Origin of the sequence: Streptomyces sp. NPDC015127 (assembly GCF_043080095.1) — a bacterium.
GTDB lineage: Bacteria > Actinomycetota > Actinomycetes > Streptomycetales > Streptomycetaceae > Streptomyces.
Map to the genome: position 1 here is coordinate 143009 of NZ_JBIBVE010000011.1, position 15536 is coordinate 158544.

16 protein-coding genes are annotated in these 15536 nt (G+C 71.8%); 7 read left to right on the forward strand and 9 right to left on the reverse strand.

The genetic code is table 11. The features are described 5' to 3' along the window. The first annotated feature begins 113 nt into the window (after positions 1-113). Entirely contained in the window at positions 114-1703 is a 1590-nt protein-coding gene (locus tag ACF08N_RS22295) for a peptide-N4-asparagine amidase (RefSeq protein ID WP_392326402.1), read from the forward strand. A gap of 75 nt (positions 1704-1778) precedes the next feature. Here ACF08N_RS22295 and ACF08N_RS22300 read toward each other — a convergent pair whose 3' ends face one another. Continuing rightward, entirely contained in the window at positions 1779-2225 is a 447-nt protein-coding gene (locus tag ACF08N_RS22300) for a MarR family winged helix-turn-helix transcriptional regulator (RefSeq protein ID WP_392326403.1), read from the reverse strand. 112 nt (positions 2226-2337) lie between these two features. Here ACF08N_RS22300 and ACF08N_RS22305 point away from each other — a divergent pair, with 112 nt between their 5' ends. From ACF08N_RS22305 to mltG, 3 genes are all read left to right on the forward strand, one after another. Continuing rightward, the gene (locus tag ACF08N_RS22305; protein ID WP_392326404.1) at positions 2338-4188 is read left to right on the forward strand and encodes an ABC transporter ATP-binding protein; all 1851 of its coding nucleotides are present in this window, start codon (positions 2338-2340) and stop codon (positions 4186-4188) included. A gap of 87 nt (positions 4189-4275) precedes the next feature. Continuing rightward, a complete protein-coding gene (locus ACF08N_RS22310) occupies positions 4276-4869 on the forward strand; it encodes a hypothetical protein (RefSeq protein ID WP_392326405.1) in 594 nt (197 codons plus the stop codon). A gap of 122 nt (positions 4870-4991) precedes the next feature. Further along, on the forward strand, positions 4992-5849 hold the full coding sequence (mltG, locus tag ACF08N_RS22315; protein ID WP_392326406.1) for an endolytic transglycosylase MltG: 858 nt from the start codon (positions 4992-4994) through the stop codon (positions 5847-5849). Between the two features lie 63 nt (positions 5850-5912). Here mltG and ACF08N_RS22320 read toward each other — a convergent pair whose 3' ends face one another. Then, positions 5913-6971 carry an NAD(P)-binding domain-containing protein gene (locus tag ACF08N_RS22320; protein ID WP_392326602.1) on the reverse strand — a complete coding sequence of 353 codons (1059 nt, stop codon included), beginning with the start codon at positions 6969-6971 and terminating at the stop codon, positions 5913-5915. A gap of 113 nt (positions 6972-7084) precedes the next feature. Between ACF08N_RS22320 and ACF08N_RS22325 the strand changes: the two genes are divergently transcribed. The 3 genes from ACF08N_RS22325 to ACF08N_RS22335 all read left to right on the forward strand — a co-directional run bounded on the left by ACF08N_RS22325 (position 7085) and on the right by ACF08N_RS22335 (position 8669). Further along, positions 7085-7507: a YjbQ family protein gene (locus tag ACF08N_RS22325; RefSeq protein ID WP_392326407.1), complete on the forward strand. Its 423-nt coding sequence runs from the start codon at positions 7085-7087 to the stop codon at positions 7505-7507. Between the two features lie 156 nt (positions 7508-7663). After that, a complete protein-coding gene (locus ACF08N_RS22330) occupies positions 7664-8263 on the forward strand; it encodes a DUF998 domain-containing protein (RefSeq protein WP_392326408.1) in 600 nt (199 codons plus the stop codon). A gap of 184 nt (positions 8264-8447) precedes the next feature. Continuing rightward, entirely contained in the window at positions 8448-8669 is a 222-nt protein-coding gene (locus tag ACF08N_RS22335; RefSeq protein ID WP_392326409.1) for a hypothetical protein, read from the forward strand. Positions 8670-8764: 95 nt separating this feature from the next. On the opposite strand, the gene ACF08N_RS22340 is transcribed toward ACF08N_RS22335, so the two are convergent. The 7 genes from ACF08N_RS22340 to ACF08N_RS22370 form a co-directional block, all read right to left on the reverse strand. Continuing rightward, a complete protein-coding gene (locus tag ACF08N_RS22340; RefSeq protein ID WP_392326410.1) occupies positions 8765-11011 on the reverse strand; it encodes a WD40/YVTN/BNR-like repeat-containing protein in 2247 nt (748 codons plus the stop codon). A gap of 161 nt (positions 11012-11172) precedes the next feature. After that, on the reverse strand, positions 11173-12771 hold the full coding sequence (locus ACF08N_RS22345; protein ID WP_392326411.1) for a polyamine aminopropyltransferase: 1599 nt from the start codon (positions 12769-12771) through the stop codon (positions 11173-11175). Between the two features lie 6 nt (positions 12772-12777). After that, the gene (locus ACF08N_RS22350; protein ID WP_392326412.1) at positions 12778-13215 is read right to left on the reverse strand and encodes a DUF350 domain-containing protein; all 438 of its coding nucleotides are present in this window, start codon (positions 13213-13215) and stop codon (positions 12778-12780) included. A 55-nt stretch (positions 13216-13270) separates the two neighbouring features. Further along, on the reverse strand, positions 13271-13669 hold the full coding sequence (locus ACF08N_RS22355) for a DUF4247 domain-containing protein (RefSeq protein ID WP_392326413.1): 399 nt from the start codon (positions 13667-13669) through the stop codon (positions 13271-13273). Next, positions 13666-14160, reverse strand: a complete 495-nt coding sequence (locus ACF08N_RS22360; RefSeq protein WP_392326414.1) for a DUF2617 family protein — start codon at positions 14158-14160, stop codon at positions 13666-13668. The genes ACF08N_RS22355 and ACF08N_RS22360 overlap by 4 nt, the downstream gene beginning before the upstream one ends. Before the next feature lie 228 nt (positions 14161-14388). Beyond that, complete coding sequence (locus ACF08N_RS22365; protein ID WP_392326415.1) at positions 14389-14598, reverse strand: Trm112 family protein; 210 nt, start codon at positions 14596-14598, stop codon at positions 14389-14391. 55 nt (positions 14599-14653) lie between these two features. Then, positions 14654-15535, reverse strand: coding sequence for a hypothetical protein (locus ACF08N_RS22370; RefSeq protein ID WP_392326416.1), 882 nt, complete (start codon positions 15533-15535; stop codon positions 14654-14656). Position 15536: the final 1 nt, after the last annotated feature.

Consider the following 15536-nt stretch of genomic DNA (forward strand, 5'->3'; position numbering starts at 1 on the left):
GTTCACGGCCCTGACGAGCAATTGATTTTCTGCGCACGGCGGCACAGAACGCGCCAATGTCCGTCGGCGGGGGTCTGGCGCGGCACAGCCCGCACGCGCTTCACTCCTGACCCATGAAGCGAAAGATCATGTCCATGATTACCGGGGCGGTCGTCGCCCTCGGTGCGGTCCTCGGCACGGGACCGGCCGCCGCGGCCGACACCCCGCCCGCGGAGTTCGGCAGCGACTGGCACGATCCCGTCAGCGCCGCCCCGCCCGTGGCCCGCCCGGACACCAGATCGTGCGAAGTCACCGTCGCCCGGGCCCAGTTCCGCGACTTCACGCCCTACCGCGGCACCTACGCGCCGCCCAAGGGCTGCGGCACCCGCTGGAGCAAGGTGGTGCTGCGGCTCGACGGCTCCGTGAAGGGACGCCAGTACGACCGGCTGGGCCACCTCGCCATCGGCGGCGTCGAGATCCTGCGCACATCGACCCCGCAGCCCTCACCGGACGGCATCACCTGGTCCGTGGAGAAGGACGTCACCCGATACAGCGACACCCTGCGCCGGACGCAGGATGTCGAGATGCTGATCGGCAACGTCGTCAACGAGACGTACACCGGGGTCATCGACGTCACGGTCACCCTGACCTTCTACACCCCCGGACACGACGCCGGGCCGGCCGAGACGCCCGACAAGGTGCTCACCCCCGACGGCACCACCATCACCACTCCGCGCAACAGCGAACGCATCGTCGCCGAGGTCTACGCGACCGGCTCCGGCGGCGGCTGCGAGGAGTACTGGTACATGACCGTCCCCGACGCCGCCCCCTACTCCTGCAAGGCCGCCGACGGGCCCTACCGCGAGGTGCAGATCAGCATCGACGGTCGACTGGCGGGCATCGCGGCCCCGTTCCCGACCGTGTGGACCGGCGGCTGGTCCAACCCCTTCCTCTGGTACGTGATTCCCGGGCCCCGCGCCCTCGACGTCAAGCCCGTCCGCTACGACCTCACCCCGTTCGCCGCACTGCTCAACGACGGCAGGCCGCACCGCCTGGAGGTCTCCGTCGTCGGCGTGCCGCCGGGGCAGACCGGCTGGAGCACACCCGTCAACCTGCTCGTGTGGCAGGACGAGGGACGTGACGTCGTCACCGGCGCGCTCACCCGCCACGAGGAGAGCCGCCCGGTCAACTCGGTGACGTACACGCCCGGCGCCGAACACCGCCTCGACACCCGGGGCGCCCACCGCCTCACCGTCGCCGGCCACCTCGACACCTCGCACGGCAGGGTCACGACGACGGTCGCCCGGTCCGTCGCGAACACCTCGGTCCACCGCTGGAGCGACGGCGAGAACCCCGACGCGCTCACGGCCGAGTGGACCGACGACGAGACGGTGACCAGCGGACGCGACGTCACCGCGACCCACCGCACGTACGAGATGGACGGGGTGACCACGCTCGGCGAGGGCGACCGGCTGCGCACCGTCCTCACCCTCGCCGACAAGGCCGACACCGCGGTCACCCGGGACGGGCGGCGGCTGTCGTGGTCGCGCCTCGACGACACGTACACGGGTGACGCCACGTACACCGCGAATGTGCCCCGCGACCAGCGGCACGCGGTCGGCACGACGGCCGAGCGCTACCGGCTGTACGGCTCCGACGGCTGCTACGACCGCAGCCTGCGCACCGTGCAGGGAACGCTGACCGAGGACCGGCGGCTGTGCTGAGGTGACCGGCCGACGGGCCCGCCCGCGAGGTGCTTGAAGGCGTCGGCGGGCCCGCGCCGGGCAGTGCGGGGAAGATCAGCAGCTCCGTCCCGGTCCGTCGACCAGCGTGGACAGCAGCTCGCCCAGCACCCCGCGCTGCTCGGCGGTCAGCGGTGCGAGAATGTCCTCCGCCGCGGCACGGCGCGCGTCGCGCAGGGTCCGGAGTGCCGCCCGCCCGGTGTCCGTGAGCTCGATGCGGGTCACCCTGCGGTTGGCCGGATCGGGCACGCGCCGCACGCACCCGCCCGCCTCCAGACCGTCCACGAGGCTGGTCACCGCGCGCGGCACCACTTCCAGGCGCTCGGCGAGATCGGCCATGCGCGGCGGCCGGTCGTAGTGCGCGACGGTCCGCAGCAGGCGGGACTGCGCCGGGGTGATGGCGATGGCGGCCGACTCCAGCTGGCGCTTCTGGCTGCGGTGGAGGCGGCGGGTCAGCCGCAGCAACTGCTCGGCGAGCAGGCCGTCGGCGTCAGAGGTGCTCATGCGGGAACATTAGCAGGACGATGTTCATTGTGAATAGAGGTAACAGTGAGCTAGGCTCTCGGACATCGTCCGCTGCGCCGACCCCGTCCGCCCGCGTACCGTAAGGAGCCCATTGCGCCCCGATCACCCGACCTGGACGCCACCGCCCAGGGACCCCGACCAGCCGCCCGCCGACGTGCGCCGCATCCTCCGCCTCTTCCGGCCCTACCGCGGCAGGCTCGCCGTCGTCGGGCTCCTCGTCGGCGCGTCCTCGCTGGTCTCCGTCGCGTCGCCGTTCCTGCTCCGCGAGATCCTGGACACCGCGATCCCGCAGGGCCGCACGGGTCTGCTCAGCCTGCTCGCGCTCGGCATGATCGCCACCGCGGTGATGACCAGCGTCTTCGGGGTGCTCCAGACCCTGCTCTCGACCACCGTGGGCCAGCGCGTCATGCACGACCTGCGCACCGGGGTCTACGCGCAGCTGCAGCGCATGCCGCTCGCCTTCTTCACCAGGACGCGCACCGGCGAGGTCCAGTCCCGTATCGCCAACGACATCGGCGGCATGCAGGCGACCGTCACCTCCACCGCCACGTCCCTCGTCTCCAATCTCACGGCCGTGGTCGCCACCGTCGTGGCTATGCTGGCCCTGGACTGGCGGCTCACCGTCGTGTCGCTGCTCCTGCTGCCGCTCTTCGTGTGGATCAGCCGCCGCGTCGGCCGCGAGCGCAAGACGATCACCACTCAGCGGCAGAAACAGATGGCGGCGATGGCCGCCACGGTCACCGAGTCCCTGTCGGTGAGCGGCATCCTCCTCGGACGCACCATGGGCCGGGCGGACTCCCTGACCCGGTCCTTCGCTGACGAGTCCGAGCGCCTCGTCGACCTCGAGGTGCGCTCCAGCATGGCGGGCCGCTGGCGGATGTCGACGATGGGCATCGTCATGGCTGCAATGCCCGCCCTCATCTACTGGGCGGCCGGTCTCGCGATCGGTGCGGGCGGACCGGCCATCTCGATCGGCACGCTCGTCGCTTTCGTCTCGCTCCAGCAGGGCCTGTTCCGCCCGGCGGTCAGCCTGCTGTCCACGGGCGTGCAGATGCAGACGTCCCTCGCCCTCTTCCAGCGGATCTTCGAGTACCTCGATCTGCCCGTCGACATCACCGAGCCCGAGAAGCCCGTCCCGCTCGACAGGATCAGCGGCAAAGTGCGCTTCGAGGCCGTCGACTTCGCCTACGACGCCGCGCAGAAGGAGCCGACGCTCCAGCGGATCGACCTGACCGTGCCGGCCGGCGGCTCCCTGGCCGTCGTCGGCCCCACCGGCTCAGGCAAGTCCACCCTCAGCTACCTGGTGCCCCGGCTCTACGACGTGACGAGCGGCCGCGTCACCATCGACGGCGTCGACGTCCGGGACCTCGGCTTCGACACACTCGCGAAGGCCGTCGGAGTGGTTGCCCAGGAGACGTACCTCTTCCACGCCTCCGTGGCCGACAACCTGCGCTTCGCCAAGCCGGACGCCACCGACGAGGAGATCGAGGCCGCGGCCCGGGCCGCGCAGATCCACGACCACATCGCGTCACTGCCCGACGGCTACGACACCCTCGTCGGCGAGCGCGGATACCGGTTCTCGGGCGGTGAGAAGCAGCGGCTCGCCATCGCCCGCACCATCCTGCGCGACCCGCCCGTGCTCATCCTGGACGAGGCGACCAGCGCCCTCGACACCCGCACCGAGCACGCCGTGCAGCAGGCCATCGACGCGCTCTCCGCCGGACGCACGACCATCACCATCGCCCACCGCCTGTCGACGGTCCGCGACGCCGACCAGATCGTCGTCCTCGAATCCGGGCGCATCGCCGAGCGCGGCACGCACCAGCAGCTCCTCGCGCGGGACGGCCGCTACGCGGCCCTGGTCCGCAGGGACGCGGAGCTGCGGCCCGGCTCGGCCGTGACCGCCGACGCCCCACGACGGTCGCTCCCCATGGGCTTCTGACGACCTGTCGGCTCCTGCTGCCCGGGTGGCTCCTGAGCGGCGCCCCGAGGGCCGGCCGGGATGCCGTATGCGGCATGATCACCGCTCATGAGAGCTCTCCTGGGTGTCGACCTGCCGGGATTCCGTCCCGTCGACCACGACGTATGGGCGAACGACGAAGGCGACATCCTGTCGCTGCACTTCTTCGGTCTGCCGCCGGACCTGCCCGCGTCCCTCGATGACGGCCCCGCGCTGCGCGCCGCGCTCACGCGGCTCACCGCCGAGGCCGGTGGCGGACTGATCGAGGCATCGGTCAAGACGCTGGGATCGCTGCCCGCACTGCGGCAGATACTCAAGCTGCCGTTCCCGGGCCGGACGAGCGGGCAGGTGTTCATCGGCAGCTTCACCGTCCCGCGCGCCACCTGCAGCACCGTCGTGAAGATCCAGGCGCCCGAGCGGGGCACGACCGGGACGCGCGAGGCGATGGTCATGGCCCAGGTGGGCCCCACCGACTACTTCCGTCCGCACCCCTACGCACCCGAGGTGCAGGGCGGTCTGCCCTTCCACGCGGCGGACCACGCACAGTGGGACGCGCAGTTCCCCGACCATCCGCTGAGCCGGGTCCGGCGCGGGCTCGCCACTCTGGCCGAAGGGGTGCAGGCCGTACCGGAGTTCGCCGCACTGCCGCCGTTCGCACCCTGACGGAGCCACACACGACGCCGCCGCTGCCCTGGGACGGGGAACGGCGGCGCCTCGCGGCCGCGGGACGTGTCGCGTCGCGGAAGGTACCGGGACAGAAGGGGCGACCGCGTTAGCGTGCCCGTATGACGAACGAGCCCTCGTCGGCCCGGCACAGGCGCGGGTACCGCCTCACCCGCCGCGGCCGCCTGGTCCTGGTCCTGGGCACCGTGACGGTGGCTGCGGCCGCCGTGCTGCTGCCGTTCCTGCTGAGGGAGGAGAAGAGCGAGCGGCCCCGCCCCGCCCCGGTGACGCTGGTGATCCCCGAGGGATGGCGCGCCAGCCAGGTGTACGCCGCCGTCGACAAGGCCCTGCAGCGGCCGCCCGGCACCACGCGGACCGCGATCCGTGCAGCCCGGCTGAAACTGCCGCCGGAGGCCCGGGGCAACCCCGAGGGCTACCTCTTCCCGGCCACCTATCCCATCGACGAGAACACCACCCCGGCGAGCCTGCTCAGCTTCATGGTCAACACCGCGCACCAGCGGTTCGGAGCCAAGGCCGTCGCTGCGAGCGCCCGCAAGGAAGGGCTCAGCCCCTACGAGGCGGTGAACATCGCCAGCATCGTGCAGGCCGAGGCCGACACCGCGCCCGACATGGGCAAGGTGGCCCGCGTCATCCACAACCGCCTCGCCAAGGGGATGCCGCTTCAGATGGACTCCACCCTCAACTACGCCCTGGACCGCAGCACGGTCGACACCACCTCCGAGGACACCCGCCTCGACAGCCCCTACAACACCTACGGGCGCACCGGCCTGCCGCCGACCCCCATCGACAACCCGGGCGACGAGGCGATGCACGCGGCCGTCGCGCCGCCCGCGGGCGACTGGCTGTACTTCGTGACCGTCGAACCCGGCGACACCCGCTTCACCAGCGACTACGAGGAACACCGGCGCAATGTCGCGGAGTTCAACGCGCGCCGCGCGGAGGAGAGGGCCACCGGCTGAGCGCCGGCTGCCGCCGCGGAATGCCGGCCCACCGGCGGCGCCGAGTCGACCGCGGCCGGTGCCTCACACCAGCGCCGGTTCGCGCTCCAGGAGGCGCTTGATCTCACGGACCGCGGCGCGCCCGGCCCGGTTCGCCCCGATCGTCGACGCGGAGGGCCCGTAGCCGACGAGATGGACGCGCTCGTCCCGTACGGCCCGGGTCCCCTCGACGCGGATCCCGCCGCCCGGCTCCCGCAGCCGCAGCGGGGCCAGGTGGTCGATCGCCGCCCGGAATCCGGTCGCCCAGAGGATCACATCGGCTTCCACCGTCCGGCCGTCGTCCCAGGCCACCCCCGTCGGCGTGATCCGGTCGAACATCGGCTCGCGCTCCAGCACCCCGGTCTCGCGGGCGCGCCGGACGGCATCGTTGAGCGGCAGCCCGGTCACCGACACCACGCTCTGCGGCGGCAGCCCGAGCCGTACGCGCTCCTCGACCATGGCGACGGCGGCGCGCCCGGCGTCCTCGTCGAAGGGCCCCTCGCGGAAGACGGGGGGCCGGCGTGTCACCCAGGTGGTCTCGGCGGCCACCTCGGCGATCTCCATCAAGTGCTGCGTCCCCGACGCCCCGCCGCCCACGACGACGACGCGCTGCCCGGCGAACTCCTCGGGCCCGGGGTAGTCCGCGGTGTGCAGCTGACGCCCCCGGAACGTCTCCTGGCCGCGGTAGCGGGGCCAGAACGGCCGGTCCCAGGTGCCGGTCGCGTTGATCAGCGCGCGCGCCGACCACACCCCCTCGGAGGTCTCGACCGCAAGCCGTCCGTCCTCCGCGTCGCGTACGGTGCTGACCTGCACGGGGCGGTGGACCCGCAGGCCGAAGCGCTCCTCGTAGGCCGCGAAGTAGGCGCCGATCACCTCGGAGGACGGCCGGTCGTCATCGGCGCCGGTCAGTTCCATGCCGGGCAGGGCGTGCATGCCGTGCACCTTGCCGTACGTGAGCGAGGGCCAGCGGAACTGCCAGGCGCCGCCCGGGCGGGGCGCATGGTCCAGGACCACGAAGTCCCGGTCCGGTACGAGACCGGCGCGCCGCAGGTGGTAGGCGGCGGACAGGCCCGCCTGTCCTGCGCCGACGACGACCACGTCCATGTCCTGCGACCCGAAGTTGTTCACGGTTCTACCAACCATGGGCGGGGACGGGATCTTCCCGGCGGCGGCCGCATGACGCGCGCCGGACGCGGAGCGGGCGGGAGGATGGGGCCATGCCCGGACACTTCACCACCACGACGCTGACCCTCTCCACCGGATCCAGTGAGACGGTCACCGATCTGACGCACACCTGCGAGCAGTTCCTCGACCGTCACGCGAACGGCAGGGACGGCCTGCTCAACATCTTCGTCCCGCACGCCACCGCCGGCATCGCCGTCATCGAGACCGGCGCGGGCAGCGACGACGATCTGCTGGCCGCCCTGCACACCCTCCTGCCCGCCGACGACCGCTGGCAGCACCGCCACGGCAGCCCCGGCCACGGCAGGGACCACGTCCTGCCCGCCCTCGTCCCGCCGCACGCGACGCTGCCGGTGCTCGGCGGACGCCTGGAGCTGGGCACCTGGCAGTCGATCTGCCTGGTGGACACGAACAAGGACAATCCCGACCGCCAGGTGCGGCTGTCGTTTCTCGGGTAGCGGCGGGTGCGGCCGGACTGCGCGCCGGACCGCGGGCGGGATGCCCGACCGCCCGGCGGCCACCCGGGTTGCGCTGCCGTCGGCACAGGTCCATTCGGATTCCCCGCGCCTGCGTGTGCACGGTAGAGGCGGAATCGAGCGCCTTACGGTGGGCCGATGCGACCTGTTCCCCGGTGGACCCTGCTTTCGTCCGGGTGTGCCCCTGTCCTGCTGGCCGGAGGCTGGACGATCGCGGCACTGCTGGAGGGGCCCGCCTACGATCCCGCCACTCAGACGATCAGCGTCCTGGCGGCCTACGGGGCCGCGGGATTCTGGGTGATGACCGGAGCATTCGTCGCGCTGGGCGTCTGCCACCTGCTGACCGCCTGGGGGCTGCGGGCCGCCGCGCTCCCCGGGCGTGCGGCGCTGGGCGGCGGTGGAGTGGCGGCGCTGGTGGTGGCTCTGCTCCCGGCGCCGAGCAGTGGGGGGTCGCTGCGGCACGGAGCAGTCGCCGTTGTCGGCTTCACGCTCCTTGCGGTGTGGCCGCTTCTGGCCGCCGATCGCGGCGGATCCGCGCCATGGGGACTGCGGCCCGTACCCTGCGTCGTCGCGACCGCTTTGATGGCCCTCGGTGCAGGCTGGTTCCTGATCGAGATGCAGAGCCATGGTGCCGCCGGCGTTGCCGAACGCGCTGTGACCTGCCTTCAGTCCCTGTGGCCCTTGGTGGTCGTCGCCTCCTGCCTCCGCCATCCCGACAACGGCCACCGTCGACGGTGAGAGCAGCCGGGCGGCGGCTTTCAGCACCCCGCTGCGCAGGCGAACAAGACCAAGAGTCCAAGGATCACTTATGGGCAGGAAGCCCATAATGGGGCGCATATCCGGTCGTCCCGCGCGCTCGGCGTGATGAAGGGGCGGCCGGACAGGGCTCGCGGCCCGCTCGGCGGGGCATACTTACTTCACGATGACGAACCGATCCGCGCCTCGGCGCCACCTGCCCACCAGCCCCTTCGGAACCCCAGCCGAGCCCGTGATCAAGGACTTCGCCCTCGGCGACCGTGTCTCCCACGACCGGCATGGCCTCGGAAAGATCATCGGCCAGGAAGCGACAGGCGCATTTCTCGTCGACTTCGGTGCCTGCCAGACCCGCATCGTCAGCCCGTACAAGGGGATGCACAAGCTCTGATGCCCAGCCCGGCCCGCCCGTGGGGCCGGGTCATTCGGAGGTGTCCCTGGGGCCCGGCCGCCGATCGGCGGCCGGGCCCCAGGGCGTTCCGGCGGTCAGCCGGTGGTGAGCTCGTAGAAGCCCCGGCCGAAGGTGGCCGCGACCATGCGGTGGTGGCCCGCGTCGTACTCGATGTCGTCCACCGGGACCGCGGGCATGCCCCGGCCCAGGCGGAACCACTGCCGTCCGCCCGACGGGGACGTGAACACGCCCTGGTCCGTGCCGACGTACAGGACCTTGCCGCGTCCGACGACCAGATCGTTCACGGGTGCGTCCGGCAGGTTCCCGGACAGGTCCTTCCAGTGCCTGCCGCCGTCCGTGCTGCCGTACACATGGGCGAGTCCCGAGCCCGCGCGGTAGGCGGAGTGCGTGGTGTAGACGCGGTCGGGGTCGGCCGGATCGACCACGACCCGGGTGACCCACGGCAGCCCCTCGGCCAGCTTCGTCCAGGTCGCGCCCAGGTTCCTGGTGACCCAGACCCGGCCGTCGTCGGTCCCGGCGTAGACGGTCCGGCCGTCACCGGCCGGGGCGATGGAGGTGATCGTCCCGTAGTTGGTGTAGATCGGGTCGGGGCCCGGGCCGCCGGACAGGTCGGGGCTGATGGCCTGCCAGGTCGCACCGCCGTCCGTCGAGCGGTTGAGCACCTCGGCGCCGTAGTAGACGATCTTCGGGTTCCGCGGGTCGAGAACGACCGGCGTGAACCAGTTGCGCCGCTTGAAGGTCGTCTTGTCGGCGAAGTACGTCAGGGTGTCGCCGCCGTCGGTGGACCGGAAGCAGTTGCCGTACTGGTAGCAGGCGAACACCTTGTTCACGTCGGTCGGGTCGATGATGTTCTCCTCGCCGTCCCCGCCGAGGTACTCGTTGAAGCCGTCGCCGCCCCAGGAGCGCAGCGAGCCGTTGTCCTGCGATCCGCCGGAGATGCGGGAGGTGTCCTGCGGGCTGATCGCCGCGCTGTAGAGCTGGGTGTACGGCTCGTGGCGGGCCTTGACCCAGCCGCCGTCCCCGTTCGCGTCCGAGCGGTAGACCCCGCCGTCGTTGCCGAGGTAGACCCGGCCGGGACGGCGCGGGTCCCAGACCATCGCGTGGTGGTCGACATGGATGCTCGTGTCGTCGTACGTCCAGGTGGCACCGGCGTCCTTGGTGGTCATCAGCGGCACGCCGGCGACGTGCACGTGCCGCGCGTCCTTCGGGTCGGCCCAGATCTTGCCGAACCACCATCCGAAGGACGACTGCGAATCCGTGAGGTTCTTGTCGGCCGGGGTCCTGCTCCAGCTGTCGCCGCCGTCGGTGGACGTGTAGAAGCCCTCGAAGGGGCCGCTGGTCCGGTTGACGATGGCGTACAGCCGCTCGCCCGCGACGGCGAGCCCGATCCGGCCCACCTCGGGACCGGGTGCGGGCAGCCCCCCGCCGAGGCGCTCCCAGGTCCTGCCGTCGTCGGTGCTGCGGAAGACGCCCGAGCCCACACCACCGTAGGTGCGCAGTTGCGGCGTGCGGCGGTGGTCCCACAGCACGGCGTACAGTGTCGAGCCCTGGACGAACACCTCGGTGGCGCCGGTGAACTGTCCCCCAGAGGCTTCGCCCTGGGCGGTGCCCCCAGCTCCCGCGAGAATCCGCCGCCAGGTGTCCCCGCCGTCGTCCGAGCGGTACACGCCCCGGTCGCCGCCGCCGTTGTAGAGCGAACCGGCCGCGGCCACGTAGATGCGCCGCGGGTCGGCCGGGTCGACGGTGATCGCGCTGATCGCGCCGGAGTCGCGCAGCCCGATCGGTTGCCAGTGCCTCCCGCCGTCCTTGCTGCGGTACAGGCCCGTGCCCTCGTAGGTGATGCTGCCGCCACCGGGGTTGGCCTCGCCGGTGCCCGCGTACAGGGTCCCGTCCGGCCCCGTGGCGACCGCTCCCATGGCCTGCGTCCAGTCGTCCGGCCACGCGGACTCGAAGGTCTGCCCGGCGTCCGTGCTGCGCCAGATCCCGCCGCTCGCCGCGGCGGCGTACACCGTGTCGGCCCGCTTCGGGTCGAGGGCGAGCGAGACGATCCGCCCGCCGATGTTGGTGGGTCCGACCGGCTTCCAGCGTCCGCCGGTGGTGGGCAGCAGGCGCGCCTGCGCGGCGGCCTCGGCGTGGGCGTGGCGGGGGATCGGCTGTCCGGGCAGCGTCTTCTGCAGATACCGGTACTCGGCCGGTGCGGCAGGCCCGCGGACGGGGCGGTACACGTCGGGCGGGCCAGGTGGCGCGGCGGCGGCCGGTGCCGCGATCACCGCGAGACCCACGGCAAGAGCTAAGACCAGCTGCAGAACACGCTTGTGCATGGTCACCCTCTTCTTCGTCATGGCCATTTCAGGCCGTGCTGACGTTACGAGAGTGGGCAGCCCAACAGAAGGTCACGAACGGGACTTTGTGGCGGGTGGGCCCCAAGGGGCCGGGCGTGCAGCGGTGTCCGGTGGGCGTCCTGGGCGGCGCCTCCGCCCGGTCAGTAGTTCTGCCACTCGTGGCTGGTGTACTCCAGGATCACGGGGTCCATGAGCGTGCTGGCCCGTACGTCCTGCGGGCGGCGGTCCACGGGGAAGACGGTGGCGGCCGCGAGGACCGCGTCGTCCAGGAACCGCAGCGGCGGGGCGTCCTCGGTCAGGCGCACGGCCGGCGGTGGCCCGTCCGTGCCCGGAGTAGCCAGGATGAAGCCCCAGTTGCCGAAGCTGGGCACGTCCACCTGGTACTCGGAGGTGCGGTAGCCCGCCTCCTCGATCGTCGCCGCGATGGACCAGTACGACTTGGGTGCGAAGAACGGGGAGCCGCCCTGCACCATGACCCGGCTGTCCGGCTTCAGGACGTGGCGCAGCAGGTGGTAGAACTCGACGGAGTAGAGCTTGGCCAGGGCGGCGTTGTCCGGGTCGGGGAAGTCGATGACGACCGTGTCGTAGCGCCGGCCCGCGTCGCGCAGCCAGTTGAAGGCGTCGGCGTTGACGGCGGTGACCCGGGGGTCGTCGAGCGCACGGCCGTTGAGCTCGCGCAGCGGTGCGAAGGAGCGGGCGAGCCGCGTCATCGCCGGATCGAGGTCGACCAGCGTGACCGTCTCGACGTCGTCGTAGCGCAGGACCTCACGCAGGGCCAGGGCGTCACCGCCGCCCAGGATCAGCACGGAGGACCGCTTCCCGGACAGGGCGGGGTGGACGAGGGCCTCGTGGTAGCGGTACTCGTCGACGGAGGAGAACTGGAGGTCGCCGTTGAGGAACAGCCGGGTGTCCGGCTCCCCGGTGAACGCCGTGGACCGGGTGACCACGATGTCCTGGTACGGCGTCGTCTCGGCGTGGATGATCGGGTCGCGGTAGAGCTGCTGCCGCGCGGTCACCTCGATGTCGTCCGCCAGCGCGTACACCGTGCCGAGTACGGCCAGCACGGCGGCCATTCCGGCCAGCAGCCCGATCCGCACGACCCGGCGGGTCTCGCGGCGGAAGATCCACAGGACGACGAGGACGCCCGCGAGCGCGTTGACGGCGCCCACCACCAGAGCGCCCTTGAGCTGGCCGAAGGCCGGCAGGAGCAGAAGCGGGAAGCACAGGCCGCCGACCAGGGCGCCGATGTAGTCCACGGCGAACATGTCGGCGACCGCGCTGCCCGCCTCCTGACGCCTGATCCGCTGAAGCAGCGTCATCAGCAGCGGGATCTCGGCCCCGATGAGGAGGCCGACGACGAAGGACACCACCACCATGGACGGCATGTAGACGCGCAGCCAGGCGAACGACACGTACAGGACGAGCACCGACAGCCCGCCGGTGAGCGCGAGCAGCCCCTCGACCAGGGCGAACGCGCCGACCGCGCGCCGCTGGAGCGGCTTGGCCGCCAGCGAGCCGACACCCATGGCGAACACCATGACGGAGATGACCACGGAGGTCTGCATCACGGAGTTGCCGATGAGGTAGCTGCCCAGCGCGGTGAGCGCCAGTTCGTAGACGAGGCCGCAGGCCGCGCAGAGGAACACCGAGAACAGCAGCAGGAAGCGCGCCCCCCGCGAGCGGGTCGCGGGCGGGCGGGCGGTGACCGTGGTGGTGCGGTCGAGCGTGGTGGTGCCCATGCGTGGTCAGGAGACGGCGGCACCGACCATGAAGGCCGTGCCGATGTACATCGCGGCCTGCACCCAGGCGGCGGGGTGGGGACGGTCCCCGTTGTCGTCGAGCACGGCGTGACCGAGGCGGCCCGGGGTCAGCAGCCCCACGACCACGGAGATGAACGTCATCACGGCGACGCCCGCGAGGCCGTACAGCAGCGTGCTGAACAGGCCGAGGGCCAGGCCCTGCTCGGACTCGCTGGCCCTGATCGACTGGTCGATGACGAGGCCGATGGCGATCGTCTGGCCGGCGAGCAGGACCGCGGCACCGCGGTTGCGCTCGGTCCACACCACATGGACCAGCTTGCCGGGGGTCACGAGGTCGAGTGCGATGAAGCCGACCGCCATCACGATGAAGCCGACCAGGCCGTAGAGCAGGGCGGTGCCTGCCGACTCGAGGATCTCTGCCACGGGGGTGCCTTTCGGGGACGTCGTCGGGGAGTTCGGATGGGTGGACCTGAGGCGGTTACTTGCCGGAGCCGGGGCCGCCGCCGCGGAACGCGTCGCTGTCCGGGTCCGGCCACACGTTGCCGATGCGGGACTTCCAGCGCCGGTGGCCGTCACGGTAGTCGTCGATCTCGATCATGCTGCCGCCCTGGTGGGGGCTGATCGCGACGATGTCGTCGCGGTAGCGGAGGAACACGGAGTCACCGTCGTCGATGCGGTCCTGGGCCTTGGTGTGGCCGTGGATCTCCTTCGCCACCTCGGACGTCGTGTCACTGCTGTCGGTGTAGGTCGGGCCGACACCGTCGTACTCCTTGTGGATCCAGGACCTCGGCACGTCGTTGACGTCGGGTTCACCGGCACAGGCGGTGAGCGTGACCGTGGCGAGCATCGTCACGCTGATGAGTCGGGCGGTCTTCATCGGGCCTCCAGCCGGGTGTGCGTCGCCACGATCTGGCGGCTCTGCGGGTAGGTGTGCCAAGTGCGCCAGCCCAGTCCGGTGCTGTGCCGCTCGACGGTGAGTGCGGTGACGGCTTCGGGGGAGCCCGGGAAGATCCCGTACAGCGCTTCGGGATTCCCGTCCGACCGGCTGCGGATCCGGGCCACCTGGTCGCTGAACCCGGCCGCGGTGAAACGGCGGACGTGGGCGCCGAAGCGGTAGGTCCAGTCGTCGAACTCCCGCACCGACGTCTCGGGCAGACCTCCCGCTACGCCGGGCAGGCAGGCAACGGTCTCCCGGACGGGTCCCGCGAAGACCTGATGGGAGGCGCCCAGGAGTCTGAGCTGGACGTCGAGCCCGCCGATCGTCAGATCGCGGACGGCGAGTGCCTCGAGCGCGGGCCGCCCCAGGGAGAAGGAGAGCTGGTCCGCGTCGGTGTCCAGATAGGGGGTGGTGAGTGCTATTCCGCTCACGTACCGCTGCCCGCCCGGGTGTCGGATGCGGCCCCGGCGGCGGGGCGCCTTCCTGGCGCGGCCGTCCGGCTCCTGCGACGGCTGCCGGAGGCGGCTCCGGTGCCGGCGACGGCGGGCTCGGGCTTCAACGGTGATCCCCACGGGGTGGAACGGGCAATGAGCGCGCTGAGTATGGCACAGACCTTCCGTGTCACCTCGCGGGGGTGGTCCCCGCCGCCGCGGTGGCGGTCACCCGGCGGCCGCCCCCAGATACCTCTCGTGGTCGTCCGCGGAGACCTTGCTCCCGGAGGAGGGCAGCAGCTGCGGAATGCCGTCCACGATCGGGTAACTCAGCTGGAGGCGGGGGTTGTACAGCACATTCTCACCGGCCGGCAGCGTCAGCGGCCCTTTGTCGAGCGGGCAGGCCAGGATGCGCAGCAGCGGGTCGTCGGGGTTCATGGGACGGGCTCCTCGTTCTCGTGGACGGCCGCCATGCGCGGCGGCGGACGGGGGGTCAGGTCTGCGGGTCGTGGCGCGGCATGGCCAGCAGCACGGACAGCGCCAGCGCGGTGCCTGCCACCCGCAGCGTGAGCAGCAGCGGATCGTCCGGCAGACGCTCCCCGAAGGTGAGCGTCCCGATCACCGCCGTGAACAGACAGGTGACCGTCGTGCAGACGGGCACGATCAGGGAGGCCCGGCACCGCTGCAGCGCGGCCTGGGACATGACGAGACCGGCGACGGCCGTGAACAGCAGCAGATACGGATAGGGGGAGGCCAGCAGCGCCCGCGCCGCCTCGCCGGCACCCGCGCCGGTCAGCGTGCCGGACGCGCCCTTGATCGCCAGCGAGCTGACCCCGTAGAGCAGCCCGACGGCCACCCCGTACCCCATGCCGTTCGTCGGCACCCGGTGACGCCGCCGCGCCCGCGCCTCCACGCGCCCGTACAGCCACACCCCGCTCGCGAGAGCGGGCACGCACACGAGGAGCACCAGTCTCCACGGCGCCCCGGTGCTCACGACGTCCTCGCCCTCGCGCACCGAGGCGACGACCATCAGCAGGGCGACGAGTACGGCGCCGAGCGCGTAGCGTTCCCGGCCGGAGGGCTGTTCGCCGAGCACGGCTGACGACAGCAGCAGAAGCAGGACGAGACCGGAGACGAAGATGCCCTGCGCGGCCGCGATCGGCAGCGCGCGGTAGACGATCAGCTGGGCGACGAACCCGGCGGCGAGCGCCAGCGCCCCGACGATCCACAGCGGGCTCGCCACCAGCACCGCGACGACATGCGCGGGCCGCCGGGCCGACAGGGCGGGCAGGGCGCCGAGCGCCCGCTTCTCCACCACGAAGCCCACGCTGTACAGCACGTTGGCGAGCAGCGCCGCGCCCACACCCCACCACATG